Genomic DNA, 26,695 nt, shown 5'->3' with positions numbered 1-26,695 from the left:
ACCAGCGGATTGTTATGCAGATATTTCTTCAGCTTTTGAAAAAGCATTGAGATTAACGGTATTGTTTTATTGTTAAATGATGTTAGTTTAATTGTTGATTTGGCTGGAGAGATAATAATTCATGGCAAGAATGTATGGCTATTTTAAATATTCATTTCTAATGTTTTTAGGGCTTGGTGGTTATTGTCATGTCCTTCAAGCAGCGGAAGATCGAGAAAATGTGAGTGATGAATCTTTAATCGAGCAAAGGGTAGCAGAAGAAAAATCCATCGAGAATAAAGAGTTTGTCATTATTCCACATAAAGAAAACTACATACTTCCTATCACATATAATCCACATCCTAATAGTGCCCCTTTTTCCGATGTTGATACGTTTAATCATCAGTCACTGGATAAATATGAGGCTAAATTTCAGATTAGTTTTAAGATGCCTATATCCAGTCACTTGATTGGTGATACGGGAGACCTTTATTTTGCCTATACGAATCAATCTTGGTGGCAAGTTTACAATCGAGGTAGCTCATCACCATTTCGTGAGATTGTTCATGAGCCGGAACTCTTTATGCAGTTTGATAATGACTGGAAGATCGGTAATTTGACCAACTCTTTATGGTTATTCGGGATTAACCATCAATCGAATGGTCAATCAGGATCGTTATCAAGAAGTTGGAATCGGGTTTATGGTCAGATGGTGTTTGATGATGGCGGTCCTCTCGCCTTGAGTTTGAAAACGTGGTGGCGGATTCCTGAGCGAGATAAGAGTTCTCCGACAGATACATCAGGAGATGATAACCCAGATATACGACATTACATGGGGAACTTTGAATTTGTTTCTCTATATGGTGCCGGTCAACATCGGTTTACTTTACTCCTACGAGATAATTTGGAGAAAAATAACCGTGGTGCATTACGTTTGAGTTGGAGCTATCCCATATTAAAAGAAGCCAACAACCTGAGATTTTATATGCAGTACTTTAATGGCTATGGTGAAAGTTTGGTGGATTATAATGTCCATACTCAGCGGATTGGGATTGGTATTGCACTCAATGATTTGTTGTGATGAGTCGTTTTCAGTATCGACTTTATTTTTAAGATGGTTCACGAGAGTGAACCATCTTTTTTATATCAATTAAGCCTGATTCTCTTTGGTTTGAGCAGCTTCTTCTATTTCTTTTATCTCTTTGTCGAGTTCTGCTTTTTTAGCTTTCTCAACCATTGGAGTAATGGTTGACCCTTGAACCAGAATTGAGAATACAACGACCGCATAGGTCATCACCAGAATAATTTCTTTCACATCGATAAGCTTCTCTGGAATGATAAGAACACCTGATGGAATGGATAGTGCCATCGCTAACGCTAATCCACCGCGGAGTCCGCCCCAAGTTAATATTCTGATCGACCATTGATTGTATTGGCGATAGCGCTTGAATCCAATATATGACACGTAAACGCTCAAATAGCGTGCTAGCAGTACCAATGGGACAGCAATCGCCATCATGATCCAATCTTCCTCGTGGAATTCGAACAGTAGCATCGACATCCCGATTAAAAGGAAAAGCACACCGTTGAGGAATTCATCGACGAGTTCCCAGAAATGATCCAAATGCTCTTCACTTTCTTTGGAAAAGCCGATAAACCGCGTCCAGTTACCAATCATAATTCCGGAAACAACCATTGCCAGAGGGCCGGAAACATGAAGAATTTCGGCAAATGCGTAACCGGCTGTGGGAATACCTATCGTGAGTAATAACTCCATCGAATGGTCATCAGTCGCGCTGATAAGATAGTGAAATATCAGTCCCAGAACGAAGCCATATGCAATTCCACCAATCGCTTCTTGCATAAACAACTGGGAAACACTGATAACAGTGGGTGGCTCTGAACCGAAAGCAATCGTAAATATAGTGACGAAAATAACTAGGCCGAAACCATCATTAAATAAGGACTCACCTTCAATTTGAGTTGATATTCTTTTGGGGGCATTCAGTTTTTTCACAATTGCGAGAACGGCTATCGGGTCAGTCGGAGAAATCAGAGCACCAAATAGTAGGCAGTACACCAGATCAAACTGAATACCGATCAATTGACAGATGCCATATAAAGAGAAGCCGATAAAAAAAGTAGAGAAAAGAGTGGCACCAAGAGCAAGTACAGTGATCTCCCACTTCTGGTCTCTTAAGTTAGGTAGTTTGATTCCAAGACCACCGGCAAAAAGAAGAAACCCTAAAATTCCTTTGAGGAGAAAATTTTCAAAGTTGATACTACTCATGGTTGTTGTCGCAATTTGCGACAAATGGAACCAATTATTCTGACCAGCAATTAAGATCAGTAAAGAAAGCAGCATTGAACCAGCAGTAATTGCGATAGTGGTTTGCATCTTGCTTATTTTACTGTTTAAAAAAGCAATAAGCATTGCAGCAGCGGCAAGAAAGCATAGTGTATGGTAGACCGACATTTTTTTCTCTTCACATCTTGAACACGGAGGTTGAAATTTTCCTTTGATGTCGGATAAATAGCAATCACTTTTTCTGGTAGTGAGGTGATCTCTTTTCGTGTTAAATTGTTCTATTATATAACCGTATAGACGTCTAGATTTCTAATGATTGTGTGGTAGGATGGATAAAAAGCAAGGGATAGGGCGGCAAAGTGAGTAGTGTAAAGCATCAGATAGCAGAACAGCTTCAACAACGTATTTTATTGATTGATGGTGGCATGGGTACCATGATTCAGGGATACAACTTACAAGAAGATGATTATCGCGGAGAACGTTTTGCTGACTGGCACTGCGATGTGAAAGGTAATAATGATCTCCTTGTGTTGACACAACCTGATTTAATTAAAGAAATTCATGCGAGCTATCTTGAAGCTGGCGCTGATATTCTTGAGACCAATACATTCAACGCAACCGCTATTGCCATGGCTGACTATGATATGCAGTCATACAGTGCAGAGATAAACTTTGCTGCTGCTCAGCTGGCTCGGGAAGTTGCGGATCAATGGACCGCGAAAACGCCGGAGCGCCCTCGCTATGTCGCCGGTGTTCTGGGTCCGACTAACCGGACATGTTCTATTTCTCCTGATGTGAATGATCCGGGCTTTCGTAACGTAACTTTTGATGGCTTGGTAAAAGCTTATTCCGAATCGACACGCGCCTTGATTAAAGGTGGTGTTGATCTGATTATGCTGGAGACGATCTTTGATACGTTGAATGCTAAAGCTTGTGCTTTCGCTGTTGATAGTGTGTTTGAAGAATTAAATGTGACATTGCCTGTCATGATTTCCGGAACTATTACCGATGCTTCAGGCCGAACCCTATCCGGTCAGACAACAGAGGCATTTTATAACTCACTACGCCATGTTCAGCCCTTATCGTTTGGATTAAATTGCGCGCTTGGTCCTGATGAATTGCGTCCTTACGTTGAAGAATTATCCCGAATTTCTGAGTCTTTTGTCTCTGCCCACCCAAACGCTGGATTACCCAATGCCTTCGGTGAATATGATTTGTCTCCCGAACAAATGGCAGAGCATATTAGTGAGTGGGCCAGAGCCGGTTTCCTGAATTTAGTCGGTGGATGTTGTGGGACGACGCCTGAACATATTCGTCAGATCGCTTTAGCTGTTGAAGGTGTGCCGCCCCGTTCCTTGCCGGAGATTCCCGTGGCATGTCGGTTATCCGGACTAGAGCCCCTCCTGATTGAGAAGGAAACGTTGTTTGTCAATGTGGGTGAGCGGACCAACGTTACGGGGTCTGCCCGGTTTAAACGTCTCATTAAAGAAGAGTTGTACGATGAAGCGTTAGATGTTGCCAGACAACAAGTCGAGAATGGTGCTCAGATTATCGATATCAACATGGATGAAGGAATGCTCGATGCAGAAGCTTGTATGGTGCGTTTCTTAAATTTGTGTGCTTCTGAGCCGGAAATTTCCAAAGTTCCGGTAATGGTAGACTCCTCTAAATGGGAGGTCATTGAATCGGGGTTAAAATGCATTCAGGGTAAAGGAATTGTGAATTCAATTTCTTTGAAAGAAGGCAAAGAAAAGTTTGTTCATCAGGCTAAATTGATCCGTCGCTATGGTGCTGCCGTTGTGGTGATGGCATTTGATGAAATTGGTCAGGCTGATACCCGTGAGCGGAAAATTGAAATTTGTACCAAAGCTTATCGCATACTGGTTGATGAAGTTGGTTTTCCTCCGGAAGATATCATCTTTGATCCTAATATTTTTGCAGTTGCAACAGGGATAGACGACCATAACAACTATGCGGTTGATTTTATTAATGCTGTCGGTGATATCAAAAGAGAGTTGCCTTATGCCATGGTCTCGGGCGGGGTATCGAACGTTTCTTTCTCATTCCGAGGAAACAACTACGTGCGGGAAGCGATTCATGCTGTATTCCTTTACCACTGTTTTAAGAATGGTATGGACATGGGGATCGTCAATGCCGGGCAGCTTGAGATCTATGACAATGTTCCTGAGAAACTGAGAAATGCTGTTGAAGATGTCATTCTCAACCGCAGAGATGATGGCACGGAGCGTTTGCTGGAGATTGCAGATGAGTATCGTGAAAATGCGGTGGGGAAAGCGGATGATTCAGCGGCATTGGAATGGCGGACATGGCCGGTTTCTAAGCGTCTTGAACATGCATTAGTCAAAGGAATTACCGAATTCATTACTGAAGATACTGAAGAAGCGAGACAGCAGGCAGCGAAACCATTAGAAGTGATCGAAGGCCCGCTCATGGATGGGATGAATGTGGTCGGTGATTTATTTGGTGAGGGCAAAATGTTTCTTCCCCAGGTGGTTAAATCGGCTCGGGTGATGAAACAGGCGGTTGCCTATCTTGAACCGTACATTAATGCAGAGAAACAGGGCGGAAGGACTAATGGCAAAATTTTACTGGCAACAGTGAAGGGCGATGTCCACGATATTGGGAAAAATATTGTTGGTGTTGTGTTGCAATGTAACAACTACGAGATCATTGATCTTGGGGTGATGGTTCCTTGTGAACAGATACTTAAAGTTGCCAAAGAAAAACAGGTCGATATTATCGGTTTATCGGGATTAATTACCCCGTCTTTAGATGAAATGGTTCATGTCGCCAAAGAGATGGAACGTCAGGGATTTGAACTCCCATTGCTGATTGGCGGTGCAACGACATCAAAGGCGCATACAGCCGTCAAGATTGAACAAAACTACCATCAGCCAGTGGTTTATGTAAACAATGCATCCCGGGCGGTTGGTGTTTGTTCCTCTCTGCTTTCGAATGAATTACGGCCGGGATTTGTTGAGAAGCTGAATATTGACTATGAACGGACCCGGGAGCAGCATGCCCGGAAAACCCCCAGAACTCGCCCGGTCACTCTGGAAGAAGCGCAAGCAAACCGTGTCGCGATTGATTGGGATAATTACACCCCACCTGTTCCCCTGCAAAGTGGGGTTCATGTCTTTGATGATTTTGATATTGCAACTCTCCGTCAATATATCGACTGGACACCATTTTTTATGACTTGGTCACTGATGGGTAAATATCCAGCGATTTTGGATCATGAAGAGGTCGGTGAAGAAGCGCGTCGTCTGTTTAAAGATGCCAATGAATTTCTGGATCGCGTTGAGAGCGAAGGTCTGATGAAAGCACGAGGAATTTGTGCGTTATTCCCGGCGGCAAGTGTCGGTGATGATATCGAAGTTTATCATGATGAATCTCGTCGAGAGGTTGCTCATCGATTACACCATTTGCGGCAGCAAACACACAAGCCGAAAGGGTATAACTATTGTCTGTCTGACTACATTGCTCCCAAAAGTAGTGGAAAAAAAGACTGGATCGGTGCTTTTGCTGTCACTGGTGGTATTGGTGAACGAGAACTTGCTGATGCGTATAAAGCGCAAGGGGACGATTACAATGCCATCATGGTTCAGGCCGTTGCCGACCGTTTGGCTGAAGCTTTTGCTGAATACCTCCATGAACGGGTTCGCAAAGAGATCTGGGGATATGCGGGCGATGAGCGCTTGAGTAATGATGATCTCATTCGAGAAAAATATCAGGGCATCAGGCCTGCTCCCGGTTATCCGGCTTGTCCGGAGCATACGGAAAAAGCCACTATCTGGGAAATGCTTCAGGTTGAAGAGAAGATCGGGATGTCTTTGACAACCAGTTATGCCATGTGGCCTGGTGCATCTGTATCCGGCTGGTATTTCTCTCATCCGGATTCCCGTTATTTTGCTGTCGCGGGGATTCAGGAAGACCAACTTCTGAGCTATGCCGAACGAAAAGGCTGGGGGCGGGAAGAAGCCGAAAAGTGGCTTGCCCCGAATATGGATTAATCAGTTTTTTGTCTCACTGAGTAGTAATAAAGCCCCGTTAAACGGGGCTTTATTACGCTATAATTTACCCGATGAGTCAGGTATTAAAAATTCCAGCCTAGAACGGAATGTCGTCATCAAAATCCATTGGTGGCTCATTGTATTGTGGTTGCGGTGCAGATTGTTGCTGTGGTTGCTGATGAGCCGCTTGTGATTGAGGCTGTTGAGGTTGTCCCCAGCCACTATTTTGTTGTTGAGACTGCATCCCAGGTTGAGCTTGACCACCAGACCCTGCTCCCTGACGTCCACCCAGCATTTGCATTACACCGTTAAACCCTTGAACAACAACTTCGGTCGTATAACGCTCCTGACCGCTTTGATCTTGCCATTTCCGTGTTTGCAGCTGTCCTTCAATGTATACCTGAGAACCTTTACGTAGGTATTCTCCTGCGACTTCTGCCAATTTCCCGAACAGGGCGACACGATGCCATTCGGTTTTTTCTCTTTGCTCACCCGTCGTTTTATCGCGCCATGTTTCCGACGTCGCAATAGTGATGTTCGCAACTGCACCGCCACTTGGCATGTAACGAACTTCAGGATCACTTCCAAGGTTCCCAACTAATATAACTTTGTTTACTCCACGGCTTGCCATGCTTTGCTCCGTCATCTCATGATGTATCTATTCAGCACATAGGATACCACGCTTGATAAAGGTCTCAACTCCCTTACTGAATTCTGATCGCAATTCATCTAAAAGTATTGGAAATCACACCACTTTTTTCAATACCACTCGATTTTTTTAAAACTGATAGACTTCATATTTTCAATGGTACAAGACGCTGCACGATAAACAATTGATTGAATTAGAAGAGTTTTTTCTGTTCTGGCATGTTGTTCGATATTCAATCAGCACACCGACAAGGCCATGAAAAGATCAAATTACAGCAGAATGCTTTATATCCTCTATCCTGATAATCAAGAACCTTCAACGTTCTATCATGAAATCGAGGACGCGCTGGGACAGATACTCCCAAAAATTCAACCCCGGCAATTTATGCTGTCCCATCAGACTGATCGGCACAAAATACTCCTGTTTGATTATCAACAAAAAGAGGTATTGCTATCCCGTTTGAATATGTATAACGCACTGGATTTATGTCTCGAAACGGTTGTGATCAATGTTGAGAAACGCCCAAGAACAGAAGAACTTCTCCAGTTAGGCAATCTGAAAGGACTTTTCTATCGTAGTGATCCGATTGAACTGATCATTGCTGCGCTGCGTGAAATACGAAATGGGCAAATTTACTTACCACGGCATATTTGTGGTCAACTTCTTCATTACTATCGACATTTATTTAACAATAAAAATATCAGTGCAGCGATATCTCTGACTTCCAGAGAGTTGGAAATTTTGCGCTGTCTGAAAACGGGGGCAACGAATACACAAATTGCAGATAACCTGTTCATCAGTGAGTTCACGGTCAAGTCACACCTGTATCAGATCTTCAAGAAAATATCTGTGAAAAACCGAACTCAAGCCACAACATGGGCAAAACAAAATCTAGTCTCATAAATGAGCCAGTAGTATGATTTGACCGTATCTTTTCAATCCAAAATCACCTTGCAGAGTAAGTCGTGGTACAGTGAATGAAGTTGATGGAAAACCTGAATACAACAAGGTAACGATAATATGATTAAAAAATGTCTCTTCCCAGCAGCTGGCTATGGAACTCGTTTTTTGCCCGCAACCAAATCTATGCCGAAAGAAATGATGCCGGTCGTTAATAAACCTTTGATCGAGTACGGTGTTGATGAAGCTATTCAGGCAGGCATGAATGGGATGTGTATTGTTACTGGGCGAGGAAAGCACTCGATCATGGATCATTTTGATATGAACTATGAACTGGAGCACCAAATCAAAGGAACCAACAAAGAAAAATTGCTTGTCGACATTCGTAAAATCATTGAAACCACGAACTTTACTTATATTCGTCAGCGTGAAATGAAAGGGCTGGGTCATGCCATTCTTACTGGCCGAGAACTTGTCGGTGATGAACCGTTTGCCGTTGTACTTGCTGATGACTTGTGTGTCAGTGAAGGTGATGGCGTTCTTGCCCAAATGGTGGCGTTATTCAAACAATTCCGCTGTTCAATCGTCGCTGTGCAGGAAGTGCCTGAAGATGAAACACACAAGTATGGTGTGATTGCCGGTGAAATGATCAAAGATGATCTTTTCCGGGTAGATGATATGGTTGAAAAACCAGAGGCTGGTTCTGCACCAAGTAATCTGGCAATTATCGGTCGTTATATTCTGACGCCAGATATCTTTGATTTAATCGAACAGACCGAACCCGGTAAAGGTGGAGAAATTCAAATTACCGATGCTTTGTTAAAACAGGCGAAAGCCGGATGTGTGTTGGCCTATAAATTTAAAGGACATCGTTTCGACTGTGGTAGTGTTGAAGGCTATATTGAAGCAACGAACTACTGTTTCGAGCATCTTTATCAGAAGAATTCAGACAAAGTTGAACTCAATAAACATTCAACGAAGAAAGGTGAACAAGCAATTTCTGCTTGATTTGATGACTGCTGAATGAGCGACATTGGTCGCTCATTCTTTTATCAAAACACTGTTTTTTTATACAGTAAGACTTTGCTCATATCTGACTCTATGTAATACTAGGACATTGCCACATGTTACCAGAGCATAGAAGATGGATAGTATTGACATTCGGGGCGCTCGTACCCACAATTTAAAAAATATCAGTCTGACACTTCCGCGTGACAAACTTATCGTTGTCACAGGATTATCCGGTTCAGGGAAGTCTTCCCTCGCTTTTGACACGTTATATGCTGAGGGGCAAAGACGGTATGTTGAGTCTCTGTCGGCTTATGCCCGACAATTTCTGTCTTTAATGGAAAAACCGGATGTTGATCATATCGAAGGTCTGTCTCCGGCAATATCTATTGAACAAAAATCAACCTCACATAACCCACGTTCAACAGTCGGTACTATCACTGAAATCTACGATTACCTGCGCTTACTTTATGCCCGGGTCGGGGAGCCGCGCTGTCCGGAGCATCATACTCCTCTGGCCGCACAGACGATTAGTCAGATGGTTGATAAAGTGCTTGATCTTCCGGAAGGCACAAAAATGATGTTGCTCTCTCCCATTGTCAAAGAACGGAAGGGGGAGCATGTCAAAACACTGGCAAACCTTGCTGCACAAGGGTTTATTCGCGCCCGAATTGATGGGGAAATCAGTGATCTCTCAGATCCACCGACATTGGAGCTTCATAAGAAGCATACGATTGAGGTGATTGTTGACCGTTTTAAAGTCCGTTCAGATTTGCAACAGCGTTTGGCTGAGTCTTTTGAAACCGCGTTAGAATTGTCTGGTGGCATTGCGGTTGTCACTTCGATGGATGAGGCGGGAGATGAAACCATATTCTCATCTAATTTTGCCTGTTCACATTGTGGTTATAGTATGCAGGAACTGGAGCCGCGTCTGTTCTCATTTAATAATCCAGCCGGAGCCTGCCATTCTTGTGATGGTTTAGGTGTTCAACAATATTTTGATCCATCCCGAGTCGTTCAGGATAAAAGTCTCAGCTTGGCAAATGGGGCGATTCGTGGCTGGGACAAAAAGAACTTCTATTATTTTCAAATGCTGACGTCACTTGCTGAACATTATGATTTTGATTTGACGACACCTTTCGAAAAATTACCGAAGAAAATCCAAAATGTCATTCTGCAAGGCTCAGGAACACAGTCGATTGAGTTTAAATATGTCAATGATCGCGGTGATACCCGAGTAAAATATCATCCTTTTGAGGGAATTCTGAGTAACCTGGAAAGGCGCTATCGAGAGACGGAATCGAATTCAGTCCGGGAAGATTTGATTAAATTTATCTCGACCAAACCCTGCGCCAGTTGCCACGGAGCCCGGCTTCGGGAAGAAGCTCGTCATGTGTTTGTCAATGAAACCACGCTTCCCGAGGTTGTTGAACTGAGTATTGCTGAAGCACTGACTTTCTTTGGGTCGTTGCAACTGACGGGGCAAAAAGCACAAATTGCAGAAAAGATCATGAAAGAGATCAATGACCGACTGCAGTTTCTGGTTAATGTCGGCTTAAATTATCTCAATCTTTCCCGGAGCGCTGAAACGCTGTCCGGTGGGGAAGCGCAAAGAATTCGCTTAGCGAGCCAAATCGGAGCGGGTCTGGTTGGAGTGATGTATGTTCTGGATGAACCCTCGATTGGATTACATCAACGGGATAACGAAAGATTACTGCAAACGCTGACGCACCTGCGTGATTTAGGCAATACCGTGATTGTCGTTGAACATGATGAAGATGCCATTCGGATGGCTGACTACGTTGTCGATATAGGCCCGGGAGCAGGGGTACATGGCGGACATATTGTTGCTCAAGGGAATGTCGAGGAAGTGATTGCGACACCGGATTCATTGACCGGCCAATATTTGAGTGGTGAAAAGTCGATAGCCATTCCTACGCAAAGAACCCCTTTTGATGCGAAGAAGGTGGTCGAACTCTCCGGGGCCAGCGGCAATAATCTCAAAGATGTAACGTTGACGATCCCGATTGGGTTGTTTACCTGTGTCACCGGTGTTTCGGGGTCAGGCAAATCGACTTTAATTAATGACACGTTCTATAAAATCGCCCACATTGAACTCAATGGGGCGAGTGCGGAAGAGCCCGCACCTTACAAAAAAATCAAGGGACTGGATCAGCTTGATAAAGTGATTGATATCGACCAAAGCCCGATTGGCCGGACACCGCGTTCTAACCCTGCAACTTATACCGGAATCTTTACCCCGATTCGTGAGTTATTTGCCGGAACGCAGGAGTCCCGTTCCAGAGGTTATAAGCCGGGACGGTTTAGCTTTAATGTTCGAGGCGGGCGTTGTGAGGCTTGTCAGGGCGATGGGGTCATTAAAGTGGAAATGCACTTCCTGCCAGATGTTTATGTGCCTTGTGATATCTGTAAAGGGAAACGTTATAACCGAGAGACTTTGGAAGTTAAATATAAAGGTAAAACCATTGACGAAGTACTTGAAATGACAGTGGAAGATGCCAGAACTTTCTTTGATCCGGTTCCTGTGATTGCCAGAAAATTACAGACACTGATGGATGTCGGGCTTTCTTACATTCGTTTAGGTCAGGCTGCTACCACGCTGTCCGGTGGTGAGGCTCAGCGGGTCAAGCTTGCCAGAGAACTTTCTAAGCGCGATACAGGAAAAACTTTGTATATCCTTGATGAGCCGACAACCGGGTTGCATTTTCACGATATTCAGCAATTGCTGACGGTTCTTCATCGATTGAGAGATCATGGCAATACTGTTGTAGTGATTGAACATAACTTAGATGTGATCAAAACGGCCGACTGGGTTGTCGATCTGGGACCTGAAGGCGGGCAAGGTGGCGGAGAAATCATCGCTCAGGGTACACCGGAGGATGTGTCCAAAGTCACCGGTTCTCATACCGCACGTTTCCTGAAACCTATGTTAGAATAACTTCCATCATACTTCCTGTAGGGAGACGAAGCGTAACAGCGTCATTTTACGTGGCAACATAGTCTCCCCCACAACATGAATGAGACTATGGCGATACTGATTGTACAGGGAACGAGGCTCGAGCCATCTCCGGTAAAACTGCCTTTAAATCGACCTTTTTTATTTGTTATCGGGATGCTATACCTCCTTTTTCTGCATTTTCCGAGTGACCTGAATAGAGGCGTTGGGTTAACACTGCTATTTAATATTGCGACTTGGTTTTGGGTCAGTATTGCTATTTCAGTCGGGTTATTTCAGGTTATCAGAGCCCGGAAAGTCAGATATTCAAAACTGACGATCGGTCTCTTTGTCTGTTGTTTACTGCTGACGTTGCCCTTGTTTTATGATCATGCCTCTGTCTCGCTTGCTGCATATCGTGTTATCGCTTTATGGGGTGGGTTTGTTCTCTTTGTTGTGCTGCAGCAGTTTCGTTTCAGTAACAAGCATAAACACCGACTGATCTGGTTGATCGTATTGTCGACATTGATTGAAAGCGTTCTGGCTTACTATCAACTGATTATCGATCCGGCTCAAGTGCCGTTGGGCGTGTTTCCGACGAGCAACATATTCGCGACGTATATTACTACGGGGGTTTTGGCATCCGGATATTTATTGTCTCGATATTTGAAGAAATATCAGACACAATTTAGTTTTGCCAGTTTGCTCTATATCACGCCATTAATCTGCATTCCTCTATTGGTATTGCTTCGCTCAGTCACGGGGTGGAGTGTGACCTTGATCGGAATCGTGATGATTTTTCCCTATCTGTACCGATTCGCCAGTCGGAAAAGACTGTGGGGGTGGGGTATCTCCATTATGCTCGGTCTGCTGATCGGCTTTATTCTGATCCAGTCGCTTTATACAACACCGTTTAACGCTCAGTCTGTCAAACGATTGTCACCGTTATCGGACAGTCTGGCTCAAACTATCGATATGTTTATCGAGAAACCGTTTACGGGGTATGGCTACGGGCACTTTGAAGAAGAATATGTGCTTTACAGCGCCCGGCAACATCAATTGAACCCAAACTATTCATCGCCTTTAGCAGGATTATCACATCCGCATAATGAAGTTCTTTATTGGGGGATTGAAGGCGGACTTTTACCGATTTTTGCAATCACGCTGGCAGCTTTATTTGTCTTGGGGCGTATCTATGGCGCTAAACCTAAAACCCGTCTCGCGACATTGTCGCTACTTTTTCCGATAGCAATGGCGAGTCAGGTCGATGATGTATTCAGCCAGTCTGCAATTCACTGGATTACATTTATCATTCTCTTGTTTTGGGTTGACCAACGTGTCGCAAAATACAGAAGTGTGCCTATCCATAGCCTGACAATCCGAGGGTTACATGGGGTCGGAATATTACTCCCTATTTTAACAATGCTTTATTGTGGCACATTGTTGTGGGCTCAAAGCTTATTGATGCAATACCAGCAAGGTCAGCATATCTCACGACAGGCACAAAGGTATGTACCTTTAGTATGGCAAGACCAATTGATGCAAGCGCAGCTCATGGATCAATTGAAGCAAAAGAATACCGAAGTGCATCAGCAGCAGTTAAGCACTTACGTTCCTTGGCTACTTGAGTTGATCCAGCGGCAGCCAAGGCCGGCATACTATCAATTGCTCATGGCGTTATATCAGCATATCGGAGATATGAATCGCGCGGAGCAATCACGGATAGAGGCTGAGTTTTTATTTCCTCAATATCCCTTTACGCTTCCAGATAAAGAGCGTCTTGTACCGCCCCGTCCGGAGTGATTTTATCTTTTGCTCTGTGTGAGCGCATCTTCCAATGCTTTCAGACAGAGCGCGATATTTTCGGAGCGAGCACTATGTCCCATCAGTCCGATGCGCCACGCATTACCGGCAAACTGACCTAATCCCGCGCCAATTTCCAAATTATACTGACGCAGTAAGTAACCTCTAACCCACTCATCGTCAACCCCTTCAGGAATTCGTACCGTATTCAATTGTGGTAATCGTTCTGATTCTGCAACCACAAACGTCAACCCCAGTTGTTCCAAGCCCTGTTTCAGTTGTTGATGCATCTGCTGGTGGCGATGCCATGACGACATCAGTGATTCTTCTTGTAACAGCACAAGCGCTTCATGCAGGGCATATAAAGTATTGACCGGAGCAGTGTGATGATAACTGCGCTTCTGTTGTCCGCTCCAGTAACCCATGACTAATGTTTGATCGAGAAACCAGCTCTGGACGGGCTTTTTACGCGCTTTGATGGTCTCAATCGCCGCCTGAGAAAACGTAAGAGGAGACAGGCCGGGAACACAGGAAAGACATTTTTGGCTCCCTGAATAAACTGCATCTAATTGCCATTCATCTACCGCTAAAGGTACACCGGCTAACGAGGTCACTGCATCAACGATGGTCAACAAACCGTACCGCTTCGCCAAATGGCCTAACGCTTTCGCGTCACTGAGCGCACCGGTCGATGTTTCTGCGTGGACAAATGCTAACACCTTCGCATCTGGATGTTCTTGAATCGCCTGTTCGACTTTTGCAACAGAAACACTTTCTCCCCATGCGTTATCCACCAGCACAGCGTTGGCACCACAACGGATTACATTCTCCCGCATCCGTTCGCCAAAGACACCGTTGCGACAGACGATAACCTTGTCTCCCGGTTCCAGTAAATTGACGAAACAGGCTTCCATTCCGGCACTTCCGGGAGCAGAAATGGCAATCGTAAATTCATTTTCGGTCTGAAATGCATATTGTAACAGAGACTTCAATTCATCCATCATTTGAATAAATAACGGGTCAAGGTGCCCGATTGTCGGCCGGCTTAAGGCCTGTAAAACCCGAGGATGAATATCAGACGGGCCGGGGCCCATGAGTGTTCTTTGCGGTGGAAAAAAACTTTGTACAGTCACAAGCTGACTCCTTTCATTGACACTTACTGGCAAGTTATCAGGCTAACGCTTATCCGTGAGGAAAGCTATCCGACACAAGTCTAGTTGAGTATTTTTCTGTAATCTGATTATTTGGGTGAAAATTAACCAATGTGATTCAATTTGTCATTGACATTGATAGGACAAAAACGTTCAATACCTAGGCTATTAAGCAGAAGAGGAGCACTGCCCAGGCAGGTATTTTGTGGAGCCTCAACTCCAAGACAGAATATTCAGGGGGAGTAGTGCCGAGACAGTTCATAGTTGTGGATTTGGATTGTCGGGTGAATGGGCTGAATCCCATCAACTGTCATCAGTGCTAACTGATGAAGAGCTTCTGAGGTCTACTTTCATCGAATCGCCTCTATTTTTGCTCTAGAAATACTCTCTTCGAACATTGGACGTTGGTTACCCAACACAACATTTTTTATTTTAGGAAGTCGTGGGAGAAATGCCGTGAGTGCATTCAATGTCGCCAAGTTTGGCGGAACAAGCGTGGCAAACTTCGAAGCAATGAGTCGTTGTGCTGCGGTCATCGAAAGTAATCCGGACACAAAGCTTGTTGTCAGTAGTGCCTGTTCTGGCGTGACAAATCTGCTGGTTGAACTGGCCAACGGTGTTCAGGATGCGGAAAGGCGTTCATCCATTTTAGAACAATTATCTGATATTCACTTTTCAATTATTGAATCGTTACAAGAACAAGATTCAGTCAAAGAGTCGGTTCAGGCGATTCTTGACACGGTGACAAGTCTCGCGGACGCTGCGTCTTTCCAGACCAGCAGTAAACTGACGGACCATCTGGTTGCCTGTGGCGAATTAATCTCGACCCATATTCTGACTCAGGTTCTCAAAGAGCGGGGGATCGATGCCGTCAGATTTGATATTCGTGAAGTGTTACGCACGGATGATTATTATGGCCGGGCTGAACCACAAATCGAAGTGACGGCTATTCAGGCTAAAGACAAACTGGCACCCTTGTGTAAAAAACATCTGGTGGTGACACAGGGATTCATCGGTTCTGATGAACAGGGCAATACCACCACTCTGGGGCGCGGTGGGAGTGACTATTCAGCTGCACTGATTGCGGAAGCGGTTCAGGCATCCGGACTGGAAATCTGGACGGATGTCTCCGGCATTTATACCACTGACCCACGCATTGTACCTAAAGCGGCTCCGATTTCTGAAATTAGCTTCAATGAAGCCTCAGAAATGGCGAATTTCGGTGCAAAAATCCTGCATCCTTCGACGTTGCTTCCTGCGCTTCGGCATGGTATTCCGGTCTTTGTCGGTTCATCAAAAGAGCCGGAGAAAGGTGGCACCTGGATTCGGAAACGCGTTGAAAACTCACCTTATTTTCGGGCGCTGGCATTGCGAGCCAATCAAACGATGGTGACGATTCGCAGTGCAAAAATGTTCCACGCGTATGGCTTTTTAGCCAAGGTTTTTGAAATTCTGGCCAAGCATAAAATCTCGGTCGATTTAATTACCACGTCAGAGATCAGTGTGTCCATCACGCTGGATAAGACGGACACGGCTGGGGGTGCGCCAGAGCTGCCTGCGGCTGCCCGGGCTGAGCTGGAAGAACTCGCACATATTGAAGTCGAACGAAATCTGAGTCTGGTGGCTTTGATTGGTAACCATATGGAGACCAAAGGTTATGCCAAAGAGGTTTTCAGTACTCTCGGTGATTACAATATGCGCATGATTTGTTACGGTGCCAGTGATCATAATCTGTGTTTTCTTGTCGATGCCGACGATGCAAAAAGTGTGATTCAGAAACTGCATCAGGATCTGTTTGAGTCGCAAGACAACGGGTAAAACAATCGAGAAAACAGGCAAGAATATTTAGAAGAGGTTGGCGATGCCAACCTCTTTTTTTTTATAACATTTTTTCGCTCAATCCTGAGCTTGTTTTTGTTTCGTCAATAGTGTCGATATCAAGTGTCGAGAGTGGTTGACTTTGTGATGATTCACTGACGAGAATGGTGAAATTTAAAATGAATTTCAATTTAACTATTTGATTTTAATTAAATAAAAATAAATTCACATGAATGGCATGGTTATTGCCCTCTTAGTTGATTATTTAGCTGTCAGGGGATGCTATGAAAAAATTTGTAGTTGCCGATCCTAAGAAGTGTATCGGATGTCAAACATGCATGGCTGCCTGTTCTGATGTTCACCAGAAAGTCGGATTGCAAAGTCACCCGCGTTTGACTGTTGTGAAAAATAACGACACAACGGTTCCGGTCATGTGTCGTCATTGTGAAGACGCTCCGTGTGCAACGGTCTGCCCGGTACAGGCGATCACCAAAGAAGCTGACCGGATATTTCTCAATGAATCAATTTGTGTCGGGTGCACATTGTGTGCTGTGGCTTGTCCGTTTGGTGCGATTGCTCTTGATGGCAGTCGCCCGATTGCTCATGCCAACAGTTATGACACATATATACCGTCAACACCACGTTCCAGTAATCCATCGACGTCCGTACCCCGAACGTTTGGTCATGATCTCTTGGCTTGGGAGCCGGGGGTGAAAAGTATTGCGGTGAAATGTGATTTGTGTGAGTTCAGAGAGGAAGGCCCTGCCTGTATGGAAGTCTGTCCGACCGGGGCAATTGTGTTGGTGAGTGAAGAAGCAACGGAACGTGCCCGCAAGCTCAAGAGAGAAGTGACGGCCAACGGCTCACGGGCTGTGGATATGGAGAAATAACATGATGAGTCCTTTATCGCTGTTGGCTTTATCGATGGGGTGTTATCTCATCGCCTGTGTTGTGTCCTTGTTTGGCAGTTCTCGACGGGAATCTTTGTATGTGTCTCTTGCGAGTCTGTGTTCTGCGATTGGCGGTATCACCGGTGTGATCAGCTCGGGGTATGCTCTCGTCAGTCATCAGGTGTGGCAAGCGCAGCTTTTCAGTCCTTTCCCTTTTGCGCAACTGCTCGTTCGCTTTGACGGATTAGCGGCATTTATGGTGATGGTTATTTCGCTGATTGTCATTGCTGCCTCTATATACGGTTTTCACTATATGAAGGAATATCAAGGCAAAGGGGGATGGGGGATCAGCCTGTTTCTCAACCTTTTTGTTGCTTCGATGGTTGCGTTAGTTGTGGCAGATAATGCATTTTACTTCATCGTGTTCTTTGAAATGATGTCACTGGCATCCTATTTTCTGGTGTTGGTGGAACAGAGTGAAAAAAGTATTCGTGCTGGCTTGCAGTATTTTCTGATTGCTCATGCCGGTTCTGTACTCATCATGATTGCCTTCTTTATGCTTTACCGGGCAGCCGGAACCCTGAATTTCACCGATTTTTCCCATCTGTCGTTACCTGCATGGGAGTCGTCAGTCATCTTCTTACTGGCATTTTTTGGTTTTGGGGCGAAAGCCGGCATGATCACGTTACATAGCTGGTTACCTCAGGCTCACCCTGCAGCGCCTTCTCATGCATCCGCACTGATGTCCGGTGTGATGGTCAAAATTGGGGTGTTCGGCATCATCAAAGTGGGGCTCGTTTTTCTCGGTGGTGCAGAAATTTGGTGGGGATATCTGGTGCTCGCCTTTGGTGCTTTCTCCTCGGTACTGGGAGTGATGTATGCACTGGCAGAGCACGATATCAAACGCTTGCTTGCCTATCACACCGTGGAGAATGTCGGCATTATCTTAATGGGCGTCGGTGTAGCGATGATTGGTACTGCATCCGGTCATCCGGTTCTCGCTGCTTTAGGCTTGTTGGGCGGACTTTATCACCTACTGAACCATGCGGTATTCAAAGGATTACTATTTCTTGGCGCCGGCTCGGTCATCTCTCAGGTTCATACCAAAGATATGGAAAGCATGGGAGGACTCGGCAAGCTGATGCCTTATACTGCGCTTGCCTTTTTGATTGGTACGATGGCGATTTCTGCATTACCGCCACTCAATGGTTTTGTCAGTGAATGGTTCATTTATCAGTCCTTGTTCCAGATGAGCCAGCAAAATCATATCTTCATGGTGACGGCAGGGCTCGGTGCTGTTGTGATGCTGGCGATAACCGGGGCTTTGGCATGTATGTGTTTTGTGAAAGTCTATGGGATTTGTTTTACCGGTGCGCCGCGGAGCAAAGTCGCCAGTCAGGCCCGTGAAGTTGGGTGGTCGATGATTGTCGGCACTGGTTTTCTGGCTTTGCTATGTATCATTCTCGGCGTCGGATCCCCGTGGATTTCACCTTACATCTCTGATGTTGCCACCAATACGCTGGCTATCACCCCAATCGATGTGCAGCAGGGGATCGCGCTTCACCCGGTCTCAACCACGCAGGCCATTCTTTCGACACCAGTTATTACCATCAGTTTAATTGTACTGTTGATTGTTCCGTTTCTGGTCTTGTCTCTGTTTAAGAAACATCGCCTCGAACGGCGTCACCAAGGTGATCCATGGGCGTGCGGATATGCTTATGAACAACGCATGACGGTCTCGGCGAGCGGGTTTACGCAACCCCTGCGTTATATGTTCTCACCGGTCTATCGGATGCGGATATTGCTCGACCCGTCGGGATGGATGAAACGAAGCTACCAGCAGGCCACGATTTCAGCTGCGGCAGTTGAACCGGTATTTGACCGGTTTTTGGTTCGACCTTGTTGTGATGTGGCTCTGAAGCTCGGGACTTGGGGGAGAAAGCTACAGGGCGGGGATTTCCGCATCTACTGTCTCTACATTGTGATAGCACTGATTGTGTTACTTATTATTCCGTTTGAATCAGGAGTGAAATGATGCCTGAACTACATATGCCTGAGATGAGCTGGATGGTGCTTGCATTTAGTCAGGCTTTATTCATGTTGCTTTTGACACCGCTAGCTACCGGATTTTCACGGGTACTCAGAGCCAGAATCCATTCCCGACGTGGGCCGGGGTTACTACAAGATTATCGAGATATCGCCAAGTTACTACGTCGTCAGCCGGTTGCACCGGAGAATGCCGGCGGCATTTTCTGGGCAATGCCATGGATCCTGATTGTCACGATGTTATTGATTGCGATGGCTTTGCCAACGTTGACTCAGGTGTCGCCATTTCCGATTTCCGGTGATGTGATCACCGATATCTATCTACTGGCAATTTTTCGGTTCTTCTTTGCTTTAGCCGGCATTGATGCCAATAGCATGTTTGGTGGTATCGGTAGTAGTCGCGAGCTTACATTGGGTGTTTTGGTCGAGCCGGTGTTAATGCTGGCAATTTTTCTGATGGCTTTGATGGTCGGCTCGACCGATTTGGGATACATCAGTCAGGGCATGCTAACCGAAAGTCTCAATCAGCCGATTCCTGTGATTCTGGCCGGTGTTGCCTGTGCCTTTGCCGTGTTTATCGAAATGGGAAAACTCCCGTTTGATGCAGCCGAAGCAGAGCAAGAACTTCAGGAAGGTCCGGTGACTGAATACTCCGGCTCGGGGCTCGCGATGGTGAAGCTGGGGCTGGGGCTGAAGCAGCTGGTGGTTGCTCAATTATTCTTGGCGATTTTCTTCCCGTGGGGAAAGGCTGCCGAACTGACGGTGACTGCTTTGGGGATTGCGAGCGTGATTCTGTTGCTCAAACTCATTGTCGTTTTCTTTCTGGCGGCATTGGTTGAAAACAGTATGGCACGTGTTCGTTTTCTGAATACTCATCGGCTGACTTGGTCTGCCTTTGCTTGTGCTGTTTTAGCACTCGCATTTTATATCATTCGATTGTGAGGTATTAAACGATGGAAATCATTGGATTACTCACTATTGGACTTCCTTTTTTAGGGGCAATATTCATCCTGTTTGCCTCTGAGCAGTCTGCAAAATGGATCTGTCAGTTTTTTGCAGTACTGGCGACATTGGGAACCTGGGGATTGTCTTATCTCTTTTTCTCGACAGGTGGCGAAGCGGTTTCGGTGCCTCTGTTGCATGTAGGACATGTCCTTATTTTTGGTCTGGTCTTCGATAAAGTCAGCACCCTGATTGCCGTAGCCGTGGTCGGATTAGGCTTGATCGTGGCGGTCTATTCTCTGGGGTATATGAGTTCAGGGAACAAAGAACACGCGCAGCATGGTGCGAAACGATATTATGTGTTTCTGCTGATCTTTATCGGAGCTATGGCCGGTCTGGTCTTCTCTTCAACCATTTTGGGACAGTTGCTGTTCTTTGAAATCACCGGGGCTTGTTCCTGGTCTCTGATCGGTTATTACCAAACGCCGCTGGCGTTTCGTTCAGCCCTGAAAGCTTTGCTTGTCACTCACATTGCTTCATTGGGGTTATTTATCGCTGCGGCGACCCTGTTTGTTCAGGCGGGGACGTTTGAACTCACTGCAATTGCAGGATTGACTCCTGTCGCCAAAATGGTGGTGCTGTTTGGCATCATGTTTGCCGCGTGGGGAAAATCGGCCCAACTACCGATGCACATGTGGCTCCCCGACGCAATGAATGCACCAACGCCGATTAGTGCTTACTTACATGCCGCTTCGATGGTCAAAGTGGGCGTTTACATTTTTGCCCGCAGTATTCTGTCTGCCGGAACGATTCCTGAAATCGTCGGGATTGTCGGGATTGTCGGGGCCATGATCACCATGATCTACGGTTTTCTGATGTACTTGCCACAGAAAGATATGAAGCGTCTGTTGGCTTATTCAACCATCACTCAGTTAGCATATATTTTTCTGGCACTCTCTATGGCTGCGATGGGGTCATCACTGGCGCTGGACAGTGGGGTTGCTTACATCTTCAACCATGCCTTTGCCAAATGTCTGTTCTTCTTTGTTGCTGGCTCATTCAGCTATGCCTGCGGGACCAGAATGCTTCCTCAACTGAAAGGAGTCATTCGCAAATCACCGCTCTTGGCCGTTGGGTTCTGTATCGCGGCAATGGCAATCGCCGGGGTTCCGCCATTGAATGGATTTTTCAGTAAGTTCCCGTTGTTTGAGGCCGGGTTCCATCTGTCTGCGACCCATGCTTGGTTAACCCCGCTGTTGATTCTGGCGTTGATTGAGTCCATCGCGACATTTGGTTGGCTGTTGTATTGGTTTGGCCGAACCATTATCGGTGAACCTTCTGAAGCGGTTGAGCGGATGTCCCCTTTACCCGGTTCAATGAAAATAACCTTAGTTGTATTAATCACAATGTCGGTGATATCGAGTGTGATTGCTGCAACATGGCTTCAATAGGAGATGCATAATGGATGATCTCATGATGAATAATCTTGCCGGATTGTTAGTCATCACGTCTTATTTTGTGGTAATTGCCCGTCAGGCCAGAACTGCATCTTGGCTGTATGCCTGTCAGTCTTTCGTGTTGGTCCTGCTCTTTGTGGTCATAGCCGACCATTACGACGCGAGTGATTTGTACCTTTGGTCGATGACGGCTTTTATTTCGAAAGTGGTGTTGTTACCGACAATTTTATATATCCAACTGGGAAAAATGCGTGATGCTGAGGCTGAAAAGCCTATGTTTCACCCTGCGTTGATCGCGGTTTTCGTCGCGGTAATCAGTCTGGTTTGTCTCTATATCATTCAGCCGGTGGCGCTTCCGATGGTTGCTACGCTGAAACCTGTCCTCGCTGTATCGTTGGCGCATTTCTTTATCGGCTTGCTGTGTATCATCACTCAACGAAACATTCTGAAGCAGTTATTCGGCTATTGCCTGATGGAGAATGGCTCATCACTGATGTTAGCGCTTGTTGCACACCGCGCGCCTCATTTATTGGAAATCGGGATTACGATTGACGCGATCTTTGCGGTGATTGTGATGGTGATTCTGGCTCGGTTAATTTTTCGCAGACTCAATACGCTGGATGTGAATCAACTGACTGTACTGAAAGGGTAATTGTATGATGTCAATGAATAATCTATTTCCGTACTTGCTTGGCATTCCCTTAACCGCAGCGATGATTTCTTTGATTTGTATTGCACTGCGAGACCAATTCCGCCACTTATCCATGGTGATTCACCTTGTCAGTGTTGTGGCAACTTGGGGCATCAGTTGGGGGATGGCCACTGAAGTGTTCAGGCATGGTGCGATTTTCTCTGCCGGAAATTGGTTGATGCTTGATGGACTATCAGCACTGTTCCTTGCGGTGCTTGGGCTGGTAGCCTTGTGTACGGGGATTCACTCGGTCGGTTATATCGGGCACGAGCATCAGCACGGCGAATTGTCAGGCAAGCAAGTCTCGCTGTTTTATGGGCTCTTCAATCTGTTTCTGGCGACCATGCTGATCGCTTTAACCGCCAATAATATCCTGATGATGTGGGTGGCAATTGAAGCGACGACCGTCAGTTCAGTGTTTCTGGTCGGGCTGTATTATCAGCGCTCATCACTGGAAGCGGCTTGGAAATACATCATGCTGTGCAGCGTCGGGGTCGCATTTGGTCTGTTTGGGACGGTGATGACCTATGCCAATGCCGTTGCTGTATTCGATGCACCGGAACAGGCGTTGCTATGGACAACACTACGGGATCATGCACATTTGCTTGATCCGCGACTGATGCAAATTGCCTTCATCTTTATTGTGATTGGCTTCGGGACAAAAACCGGTTTATTTCCCATGCATACATGGTTACCGGATGCGCACTCAGAAGCGCCCAGCCCGGTTTCCGGATTACTTTCGGCAGGGTTATTAAACTGCGCTTTGCTCATTATTCTGCGTCACTTTGCCATCAGTTCTATTGTGCTCGGCAGTGATTTTGCCCGCTCTCTGATGCTCGGATTCGGGTTGCTATCGGTTGGTGTTGCAGCACTTTTCATTCTGGTTCAGCAAGATATCAAGCGCTTGTTAGCTTACTCCAGTGTTGAAAATATGGGTTTAATTGCCTTCGCGATTGGTCTCGGTCCGCTGGGCATCTTTGCTGCGCTGCTTCATATGATCAATCACAGCCTTGGCAAAACACTGATGTTCTGCGGGGCCGGCAATATCATGCTCAAGTATGGCACCCGGGACATGAATATCATCAAAGGTGTGGTACGGATAGCCCCATGGACCGGTATTCTGTTTGGTGCCGGTGCGCTGGCGCTGGCCGGTGTGCCGCCATTTAATCTGTTTGTCAGTGAGTTTCTGATTATCTGTTCCGGGCTGTATGCGCAACATCCGGTGTTGATCATTGTTTTACTCCTACTGTTGACGCTGGTACTGGCCGGATTCGCCCGCATGGTTGCAGGATGTGTGATGGGCGCAGCACCTGAACATGTTGAAAAAGGTGAAGTGAATTATCTGACGGTCTGCCCGCTGGTGGTGCTGATTGTTCTGATGGTTGTCATGGGGACTCATATTCCGAACACGATTCTTCATGGTGTCGAGCAAGCGACACAAATTGTCATTAATCAACCTAATGAATCTCTCCTTGAAACATTAAATCTCCCTTGGCAACAAGGAATTGAACCCATTTCTTCAAGCAGTGACAGTTTATCGGCTGTATCTCTGACTGAATCGATCAACTAGAGGCCTTATGACATGGATCAATTGAATAGAAACACGCAACAGCAGATCGGGAAGCTCTATGTCGATGGGGTGCGTCAACATTTTCCTGCGGCAATAGAAGATGAAGCCTGGCAGGCCGACAATCAGGTGACGTTGACCGTAAAAATGACCTCGTTGGTTGAGGTGATGAAATGGCTCTACTACGACCAAGGAGGATGGTTGTCCGTTTCTTTTGGTAATGATGAACGGACATTAAACGGCTGTTTTGGCGTTTATCATGCTTTATCGATGGAAGGCGAAGTGAAAAGTTGGGTGATCGTCAAAGTTTTGGTGAATGCAAACGATCAGGAATTTATTTCGATCACACCTGAGATCCCGGCAGCCGTGTGGGGAGAGCGTGAGATTCGCGATATGTTCGGTCTGCGCCCGATTGGTTTGCCGGACGAGCGTCGTCTGGTGCTGCCCGATGACTGGCCGGAAGATTTGCACCCATTGCGTAAAGATGCGATGGATTATCGTCAACGTCCGCAACCGACAACAGAGACGGAAAATTATCCGTTTATCAATGAATTGGGAAGCGATTCTGATCGGATCGTGCCCGTCGGGCCTTTGCATATCACCAGTGACGAGCCCGGTCATTTCCGCTTATTTGTTGATGGTGAAGACATTATCGATGCTGACTATCGGATGTTTTATGTTCACCGCGGCATGGAAAAGTTAGCTGAAACGCGGATGGGCTATCATGAAGTCGGGTTTCTTGCAGATCGCGTGTGCGGCATCTGTGGATTTACCCATAGCGTCGGTTATAACAATTCTATCGAAACCGCACTGAACATCGAAGTCCCGGCTCGTGGCAAGATGATTCGGACCGTGTTACTGGAAGTCGAGCGCTTACACAGTCATTTACTCAATATCGGCCTGTCCAGCCACTTTGTCGGATTTGATTCCGGTTTCATGCAATTTTTCCGCGTGCGTGAGAAAACCATGGAACTTGCGGAGTTACTGACCGGGGCCAGAAAAACCTACGGCATGAACTTGATTGGCGGGGTGCGGCGTGACTTCCTTAAAGAGCAGCGAACCAAAGGCATTGCCATGATTCGTGAAGTTCGCCAGTCATTTACCGAATTGGTCGATGTACTGCTTTCGACTCCGAATATTGACAGCCGGATCTCCGGTGTCGGTGTACTTGCAAAAGATATTGCCCGTGATTTTAGTCCGGTTGGTCCTCTGGTACGCGGCAGTGGGTTTGCCCGCGACGCCCGGATTGTACACGGTCAATCGCTGGAATCTTACGGGCAGGTACCGATCGGGTTACACCATTTTGACAGTGGCGATGTACAGGCGCGCCTGCTGATTCGAATCCGTGAAGTGTTCGATTCACTCAATATCGCTGAGTTTGGATTAGATCATCTTCCCGAAGGTGCAATCTTGACTGAAGACTTTCAGTACGTCCCTCATCGGTTTGCTTTGGGATTTACCGAGGCACCGCGTGGCGAAAATATCCACTGGAGCATGACGGGGGATAACCAAAAACTGTTCCGCTGGCGCTGTCGGGCTGCGACCTATGCCAACTGGCCGACGCTGCGTTATATGTTGCGGGGCAATACGGTTGCCGATGCGCCACTGATTATCGGTAGCCTTGATCCCTGTTACTCCTGTACGGATCGCGTCACCATCATTGATACCAAGAAAAAACGGTCTCAGACCGTGCCTTATAAAACGATTGAGCAGTACAGCATCAATCGGAAAAACTCACCCCTGAAATCAATGTGAGGTTGTGATGTTAAAACTATTCAAAACAGTTTTAAAAACCGGCGATGCCACGGCCAAGTATCCTTTTGCGCCGTATGAAGTCAGCACGGATTTTCGGGGCAAGCCAGAACTGGACGCAACACAGTGTATTGCTTGTGGTGCCTGCATGAGGGCCTGTCCTGCCAACGCGTTAGTGATGGAGACTGATGAGCAGCAGGGCATCCGGCGCTGGGAGCTTTCTCTGGCGCGTTGTATCTATTGCGGACGTTGTGAAGAAGTGTGTCCGACGCATGCGCTGGTCTTGTCACAACAGTTCGAACTGGCTGTGACCAACAAAGCAGATTTGTATGAACAGGCTGAGTTTGAGTTGGTCAATTGCCGGGAATGTGATCGTCCTTTCATCGCTAAAAAATTATTCCATTATGTTATGGAAATACTTCAGCACGCGGGGTTGAGTGGTGAGTCGTTAGACATGCGTCGTCACCAGTTGGAAAGCTGCCCGGAATGTCGTCGGCAGGCCAATATGCTGGATGGGCAAAATTTGGCATGCAATCGCTACGTGACCGCCGAGCAGATACCGGTCAACACTATCTATACTACAGGTATCTCTGCCACTCATCCTGATTCCGGTATGTCAGAGAATGTTCATTCTGCGAGCCATATGCCCACTATCAATGGCACTGATACCAATGCCACCGATATCAATCGTGAGGAGGTCCAGTGAAAGGTATTCAGCAATTATCGGGTGTTCATCATACGCAG

General features: G+C 46.2%; 18 protein-coding genes and 1 riboswitch. Of the genes, 15 read left to right on the top strand and 3 right to left on the bottom strand.

All coding sequences use genetic code 11. The features are described from left to right. Positions 1 to 121: 121 nt before the first annotated feature. On the top strand, positions 122 to 1,060 hold the full coding sequence (locus VRK_RS20520) for a phospholipase A (protein WP_197413199.1): 939 nt from the start codon (positions 122 to 124) through the stop codon (positions 1,058 to 1,060). Positions 1,061 to 1,129: 69 nt separating this feature from the next. Here VRK_RS20520 and VRK_RS20515 read toward each other — a convergent pair whose 3' ends face one another. After that, positions 1,130 to 2,455: a cation:proton antiporter gene (locus tag VRK_RS20515; protein WP_059123353.1), complete on the bottom strand. Its 1,326-nt coding sequence runs from the start codon at positions 2,453 to 2,455 to the stop codon at positions 1,130 to 1,132. 191 nt (positions 2,456 to 2,646) lie between these two features. Here VRK_RS20515 and metH point away from each other — a divergent pair, with 191 nt between their 5' ends. After that, positions 2,647 to 6,321, top strand: a complete 3,675-nt coding sequence (metH, locus tag VRK_RS20510) for a methionine synthase (RefSeq protein WP_059123352.1) — start codon at positions 2,647 to 2,649, stop codon at positions 6,319 to 6,321. Between the two features lie 97 nt (positions 6,322 to 6,418). On the opposite strand, the gene VRK_RS20505 is transcribed toward metH, so the two are convergent. After that, entirely contained in the window at positions 6,419 to 6,952 is a 534-nt protein-coding gene (locus VRK_RS20505; protein WP_059123351.1) for a single-stranded DNA-binding protein, read from the bottom strand. Between the two features lie 273 nt (positions 6,953 to 7,225). Between VRK_RS20505 and VRK_RS20500 the strand changes: the two genes are divergently transcribed. The 4 genes from VRK_RS20500 to VRK_RS20485 all read left to right on the top strand — a co-directional run bounded on the left by VRK_RS20500 (position 7,226) and on the right by VRK_RS20485 (position 13,637). Next, positions 7,226 to 7,873, top strand: coding sequence for a response regulator transcription factor (locus VRK_RS20500; RefSeq protein WP_059123350.1), 648 nt, complete (start codon positions 7,226 to 7,228; stop codon positions 7,871 to 7,873). A gap of 117 nt (positions 7,874 to 7,990) precedes the next feature. After that, positions 7,991 to 8,878 carry a UTP--glucose-1-phosphate uridylyltransferase GalU gene (gene galU, locus VRK_RS20495; RefSeq protein WP_059123349.1) on the top strand — a complete coding sequence of 296 codons (888 nt, stop codon included), beginning with the start codon at positions 7,991 to 7,993 and terminating at the stop codon, positions 8,876 to 8,878. Positions 8,879 to 9,014: 136 nt separating this feature from the next. Further along, a complete protein-coding gene (gene uvrA, locus VRK_RS20490; RefSeq protein WP_059123348.1) occupies positions 9,015 to 11,837 on the top strand; it encodes an excinuclease ABC subunit UvrA in 2,823 nt (940 codons plus the stop codon). Positions 11,838 to 11,924: 87 nt separating this feature from the next. Beyond that, complete coding sequence (locus tag VRK_RS20485) at positions 11,925 to 13,637, top strand: PglL family O-oligosaccharyltransferase (RefSeq protein WP_059123347.1); 1,713 nt, start codon at positions 11,925 to 11,927, stop codon at positions 13,635 to 13,637. A gap of 2 nt (positions 13,638 to 13,639) precedes the next feature. On the opposite strand, the gene VRK_RS20480 is transcribed toward VRK_RS20485, so the two are convergent. Then, a complete protein-coding gene (locus VRK_RS20480; RefSeq protein WP_059123346.1) occupies positions 13,640 to 14,770 on the bottom strand; it encodes a pyridoxal-phosphate-dependent aminotransferase family protein in 1,131 nt (376 codons plus the stop codon). 186 nt (positions 14,771 to 14,956) lie between these two features. Next, a riboswitch (Lysine riboswitch) is annotated at positions 14,957 to 15,133 on the top strand. A gap of 111 nt (positions 15,134 to 15,244) precedes the next feature. On the opposite strand from VRK_RS20480, the gene lysC reads away from it, so the two are divergent. From lysC to VRK_RS20435, 9 genes are all read left to right on the top strand, one after another. Then, positions 15,245 to 16,606, top strand: a complete 1,362-nt coding sequence (gene lysC / locus VRK_RS20475; protein WP_059123345.1) for a lysine-sensitive aspartokinase 3 — start codon at positions 15,245 to 15,247, stop codon at positions 16,604 to 16,606. Positions 16,607 to 16,890: 284 nt separating this feature from the next. Further along, positions 16,891 to 17,496, top strand: a complete 606-nt coding sequence (locus VRK_RS20470; RefSeq protein ID WP_059123344.1) for a 4Fe-4S dicluster domain-containing protein — start codon at positions 16,891 to 16,893, stop codon at positions 17,494 to 17,496. A gap of 1 nt (position 17,497) precedes the next feature. Further along, the gene (gene hyfB, locus VRK_RS20465) at positions 17,498 to 19,531 is read left to right on the top strand and encodes a hydrogenase 4 subunit B (protein WP_231735840.1); all 2,034 of its coding nucleotides are present in this window, start codon (positions 17,498 to 17,500) and stop codon (positions 19,529 to 19,531) included. After that, complete coding sequence (locus VRK_RS20460) at positions 19,528 to 20,484, top strand: respiratory chain complex I subunit 1 family protein (protein WP_269431957.1); 957 nt, start codon at positions 19,528 to 19,530, stop codon at positions 20,482 to 20,484. The genes hyfB and VRK_RS20460 overlap by 4 nt, the downstream gene beginning before the upstream one ends. An 11-nt stretch (positions 20,485 to 20,495) precedes the next feature. Beyond that, positions 20,496 to 21,935: a hydrogenase 4 subunit D gene (locus VRK_RS20455; protein ID WP_059123342.1), complete on the top strand. Its 1,440-nt coding sequence runs from the start codon at positions 20,496 to 20,498 to the stop codon at positions 21,933 to 21,935. Between the two features lie 22 nt (positions 21,936 to 21,957). Beyond that, positions 21,958 to 22,593, top strand: coding sequence for a hydrogenase 4 membrane subunit (gene hyfE / locus VRK_RS20450; protein ID WP_231735839.1), 636 nt, complete (start codon positions 21,958 to 21,960; stop codon positions 22,591 to 22,593). 4 nt (positions 22,594 to 22,597) lie between these two features. Beyond that, a complete protein-coding gene (locus VRK_RS20445; RefSeq protein ID WP_231735838.1) occupies positions 22,598 to 24,202 on the top strand; it encodes a hydrogenase 4 subunit F in 1,605 nt (534 codons plus the stop codon). A 12-nt stretch (positions 24,203 to 24,214) separates the two neighbouring features. Continuing rightward, positions 24,215 to 25,954 carry a hydrogenase large subunit gene (locus VRK_RS20440; RefSeq protein ID WP_059123340.1) on the top strand — a complete coding sequence of 580 codons (1,740 nt, stop codon included), beginning with the start codon at positions 24,215 to 24,217 and terminating at the stop codon, positions 25,952 to 25,954. Positions 25,955 to 25,961: 7 nt separating this feature from the next. Further along, a complete protein-coding gene (locus VRK_RS20435) occupies positions 25,962 to 26,657 on the top strand; it encodes a formate hydrogenlyase complex iron-sulfur subunit (RefSeq protein WP_082671490.1) in 696 nt (231 codons plus the stop codon). The last annotated feature ends 38 nt before the right edge of the window (positions 26,658 to 26,695 follow it).

The sequence above is a fragment of the Vibrio sp. MEBiC08052 genome (genome assembly GCF_001506075.1).
In the GTDB taxonomy this organism is placed as follows: Bacteria; Pseudomonadota; Gammaproteobacteria; order Enterobacterales; family Vibrionaceae; genus Vibrio.
This window is presented reverse-complemented; position numbering and strand designations above follow the sequence as displayed.

Excerpts from the sequence above, each read along its gene's own strand:
- VRK_RS20520 (WP_197413199.1), top strand. The coding sequence starts at position 122 with ATGGCAAGAATGTATGGCTATTTTAAATATTCATTTCTAATGTTTTTA.
- VRK_RS20515 (WP_059123353.1), bottom strand. The coding sequence starts at position 2,455 with ATGTCGGTCTACCATACACTATGCTTTCTTGCCGCTGCTGCAATGCTT.
- VRK_RS20505 (WP_059123351.1), bottom strand. The coding sequence starts at position 6,952 with ATGGCAAGCCGTGGAGTAAACAAAGTTATATTAGTTGGGAACCTTGGA.
- VRK_RS20500 (WP_059123350.1), top strand. The coding sequence starts at position 7,226 with ATGAAAAGATCAAATTACAGCAGAATGCTTTATATCCTCTATCCTGAT.
- galU (WP_059123349.1), top strand. The coding sequence starts at position 7,991 with ATGATTAAAAAATGTCTCTTCCCAGCAGCTGGCTATGGAACTCGTTTT.
- uvrA (WP_059123348.1), top strand. The coding sequence starts at position 9,015 with ATGGATAGTATTGACATTCGGGGCGCTCGTACCCACAATTTAAAAAAT.
- VRK_RS20485 (WP_059123347.1), top strand. The coding sequence starts at position 11,925 with ATGGCGATACTGATTGTACAGGGAACGAGGCTCGAGCCATCTCCGGTA.
- VRK_RS20470 (WP_059123344.1), top strand. The coding sequence starts at position 16,891 with ATGAAAAAATTTGTAGTTGCCGATCCTAAGAAGTGTATCGGATGTCAA.
- hyfB (WP_231735840.1), top strand. The coding sequence starts at position 17,498 with ATGATGAGTCCTTTATCGCTGTTGGCTTTATCGATGGGGTGTTATCTC.
- VRK_RS20460 (WP_269431957.1), top strand. The coding sequence starts at position 19,528 with ATGATGCCTGAACTACATATGCCTGAGATGAGCTGGATGGTGCTTGCA.
- VRK_RS20455 (WP_059123342.1), top strand. The coding sequence starts at position 20,496 with ATGGAAATCATTGGATTACTCACTATTGGACTTCCTTTTTTAGGGGCA.
- hyfE (WP_231735839.1), top strand. The coding sequence starts at position 21,958 with ATGATGAATAATCTTGCCGGATTGTTAGTCATCACGTCTTATTTTGTG.
- VRK_RS20445 (WP_231735838.1), top strand. The coding sequence starts at position 22,598 with ATGATGTCAATGAATAATCTATTTCCGTACTTGCTTGGCATTCCCTTA.
- VRK_RS20440 (WP_059123340.1), top strand. The coding sequence starts at position 24,215 with ATGGATCAATTGAATAGAAACACGCAACAGCAGATCGGGAAGCTCTAT.
- VRK_RS20435 (WP_082671490.1), top strand. The coding sequence starts at position 25,962 with ATGTTAAAACTATTCAAAACAGTTTTAAAAACCGGCGATGCCACGGCC.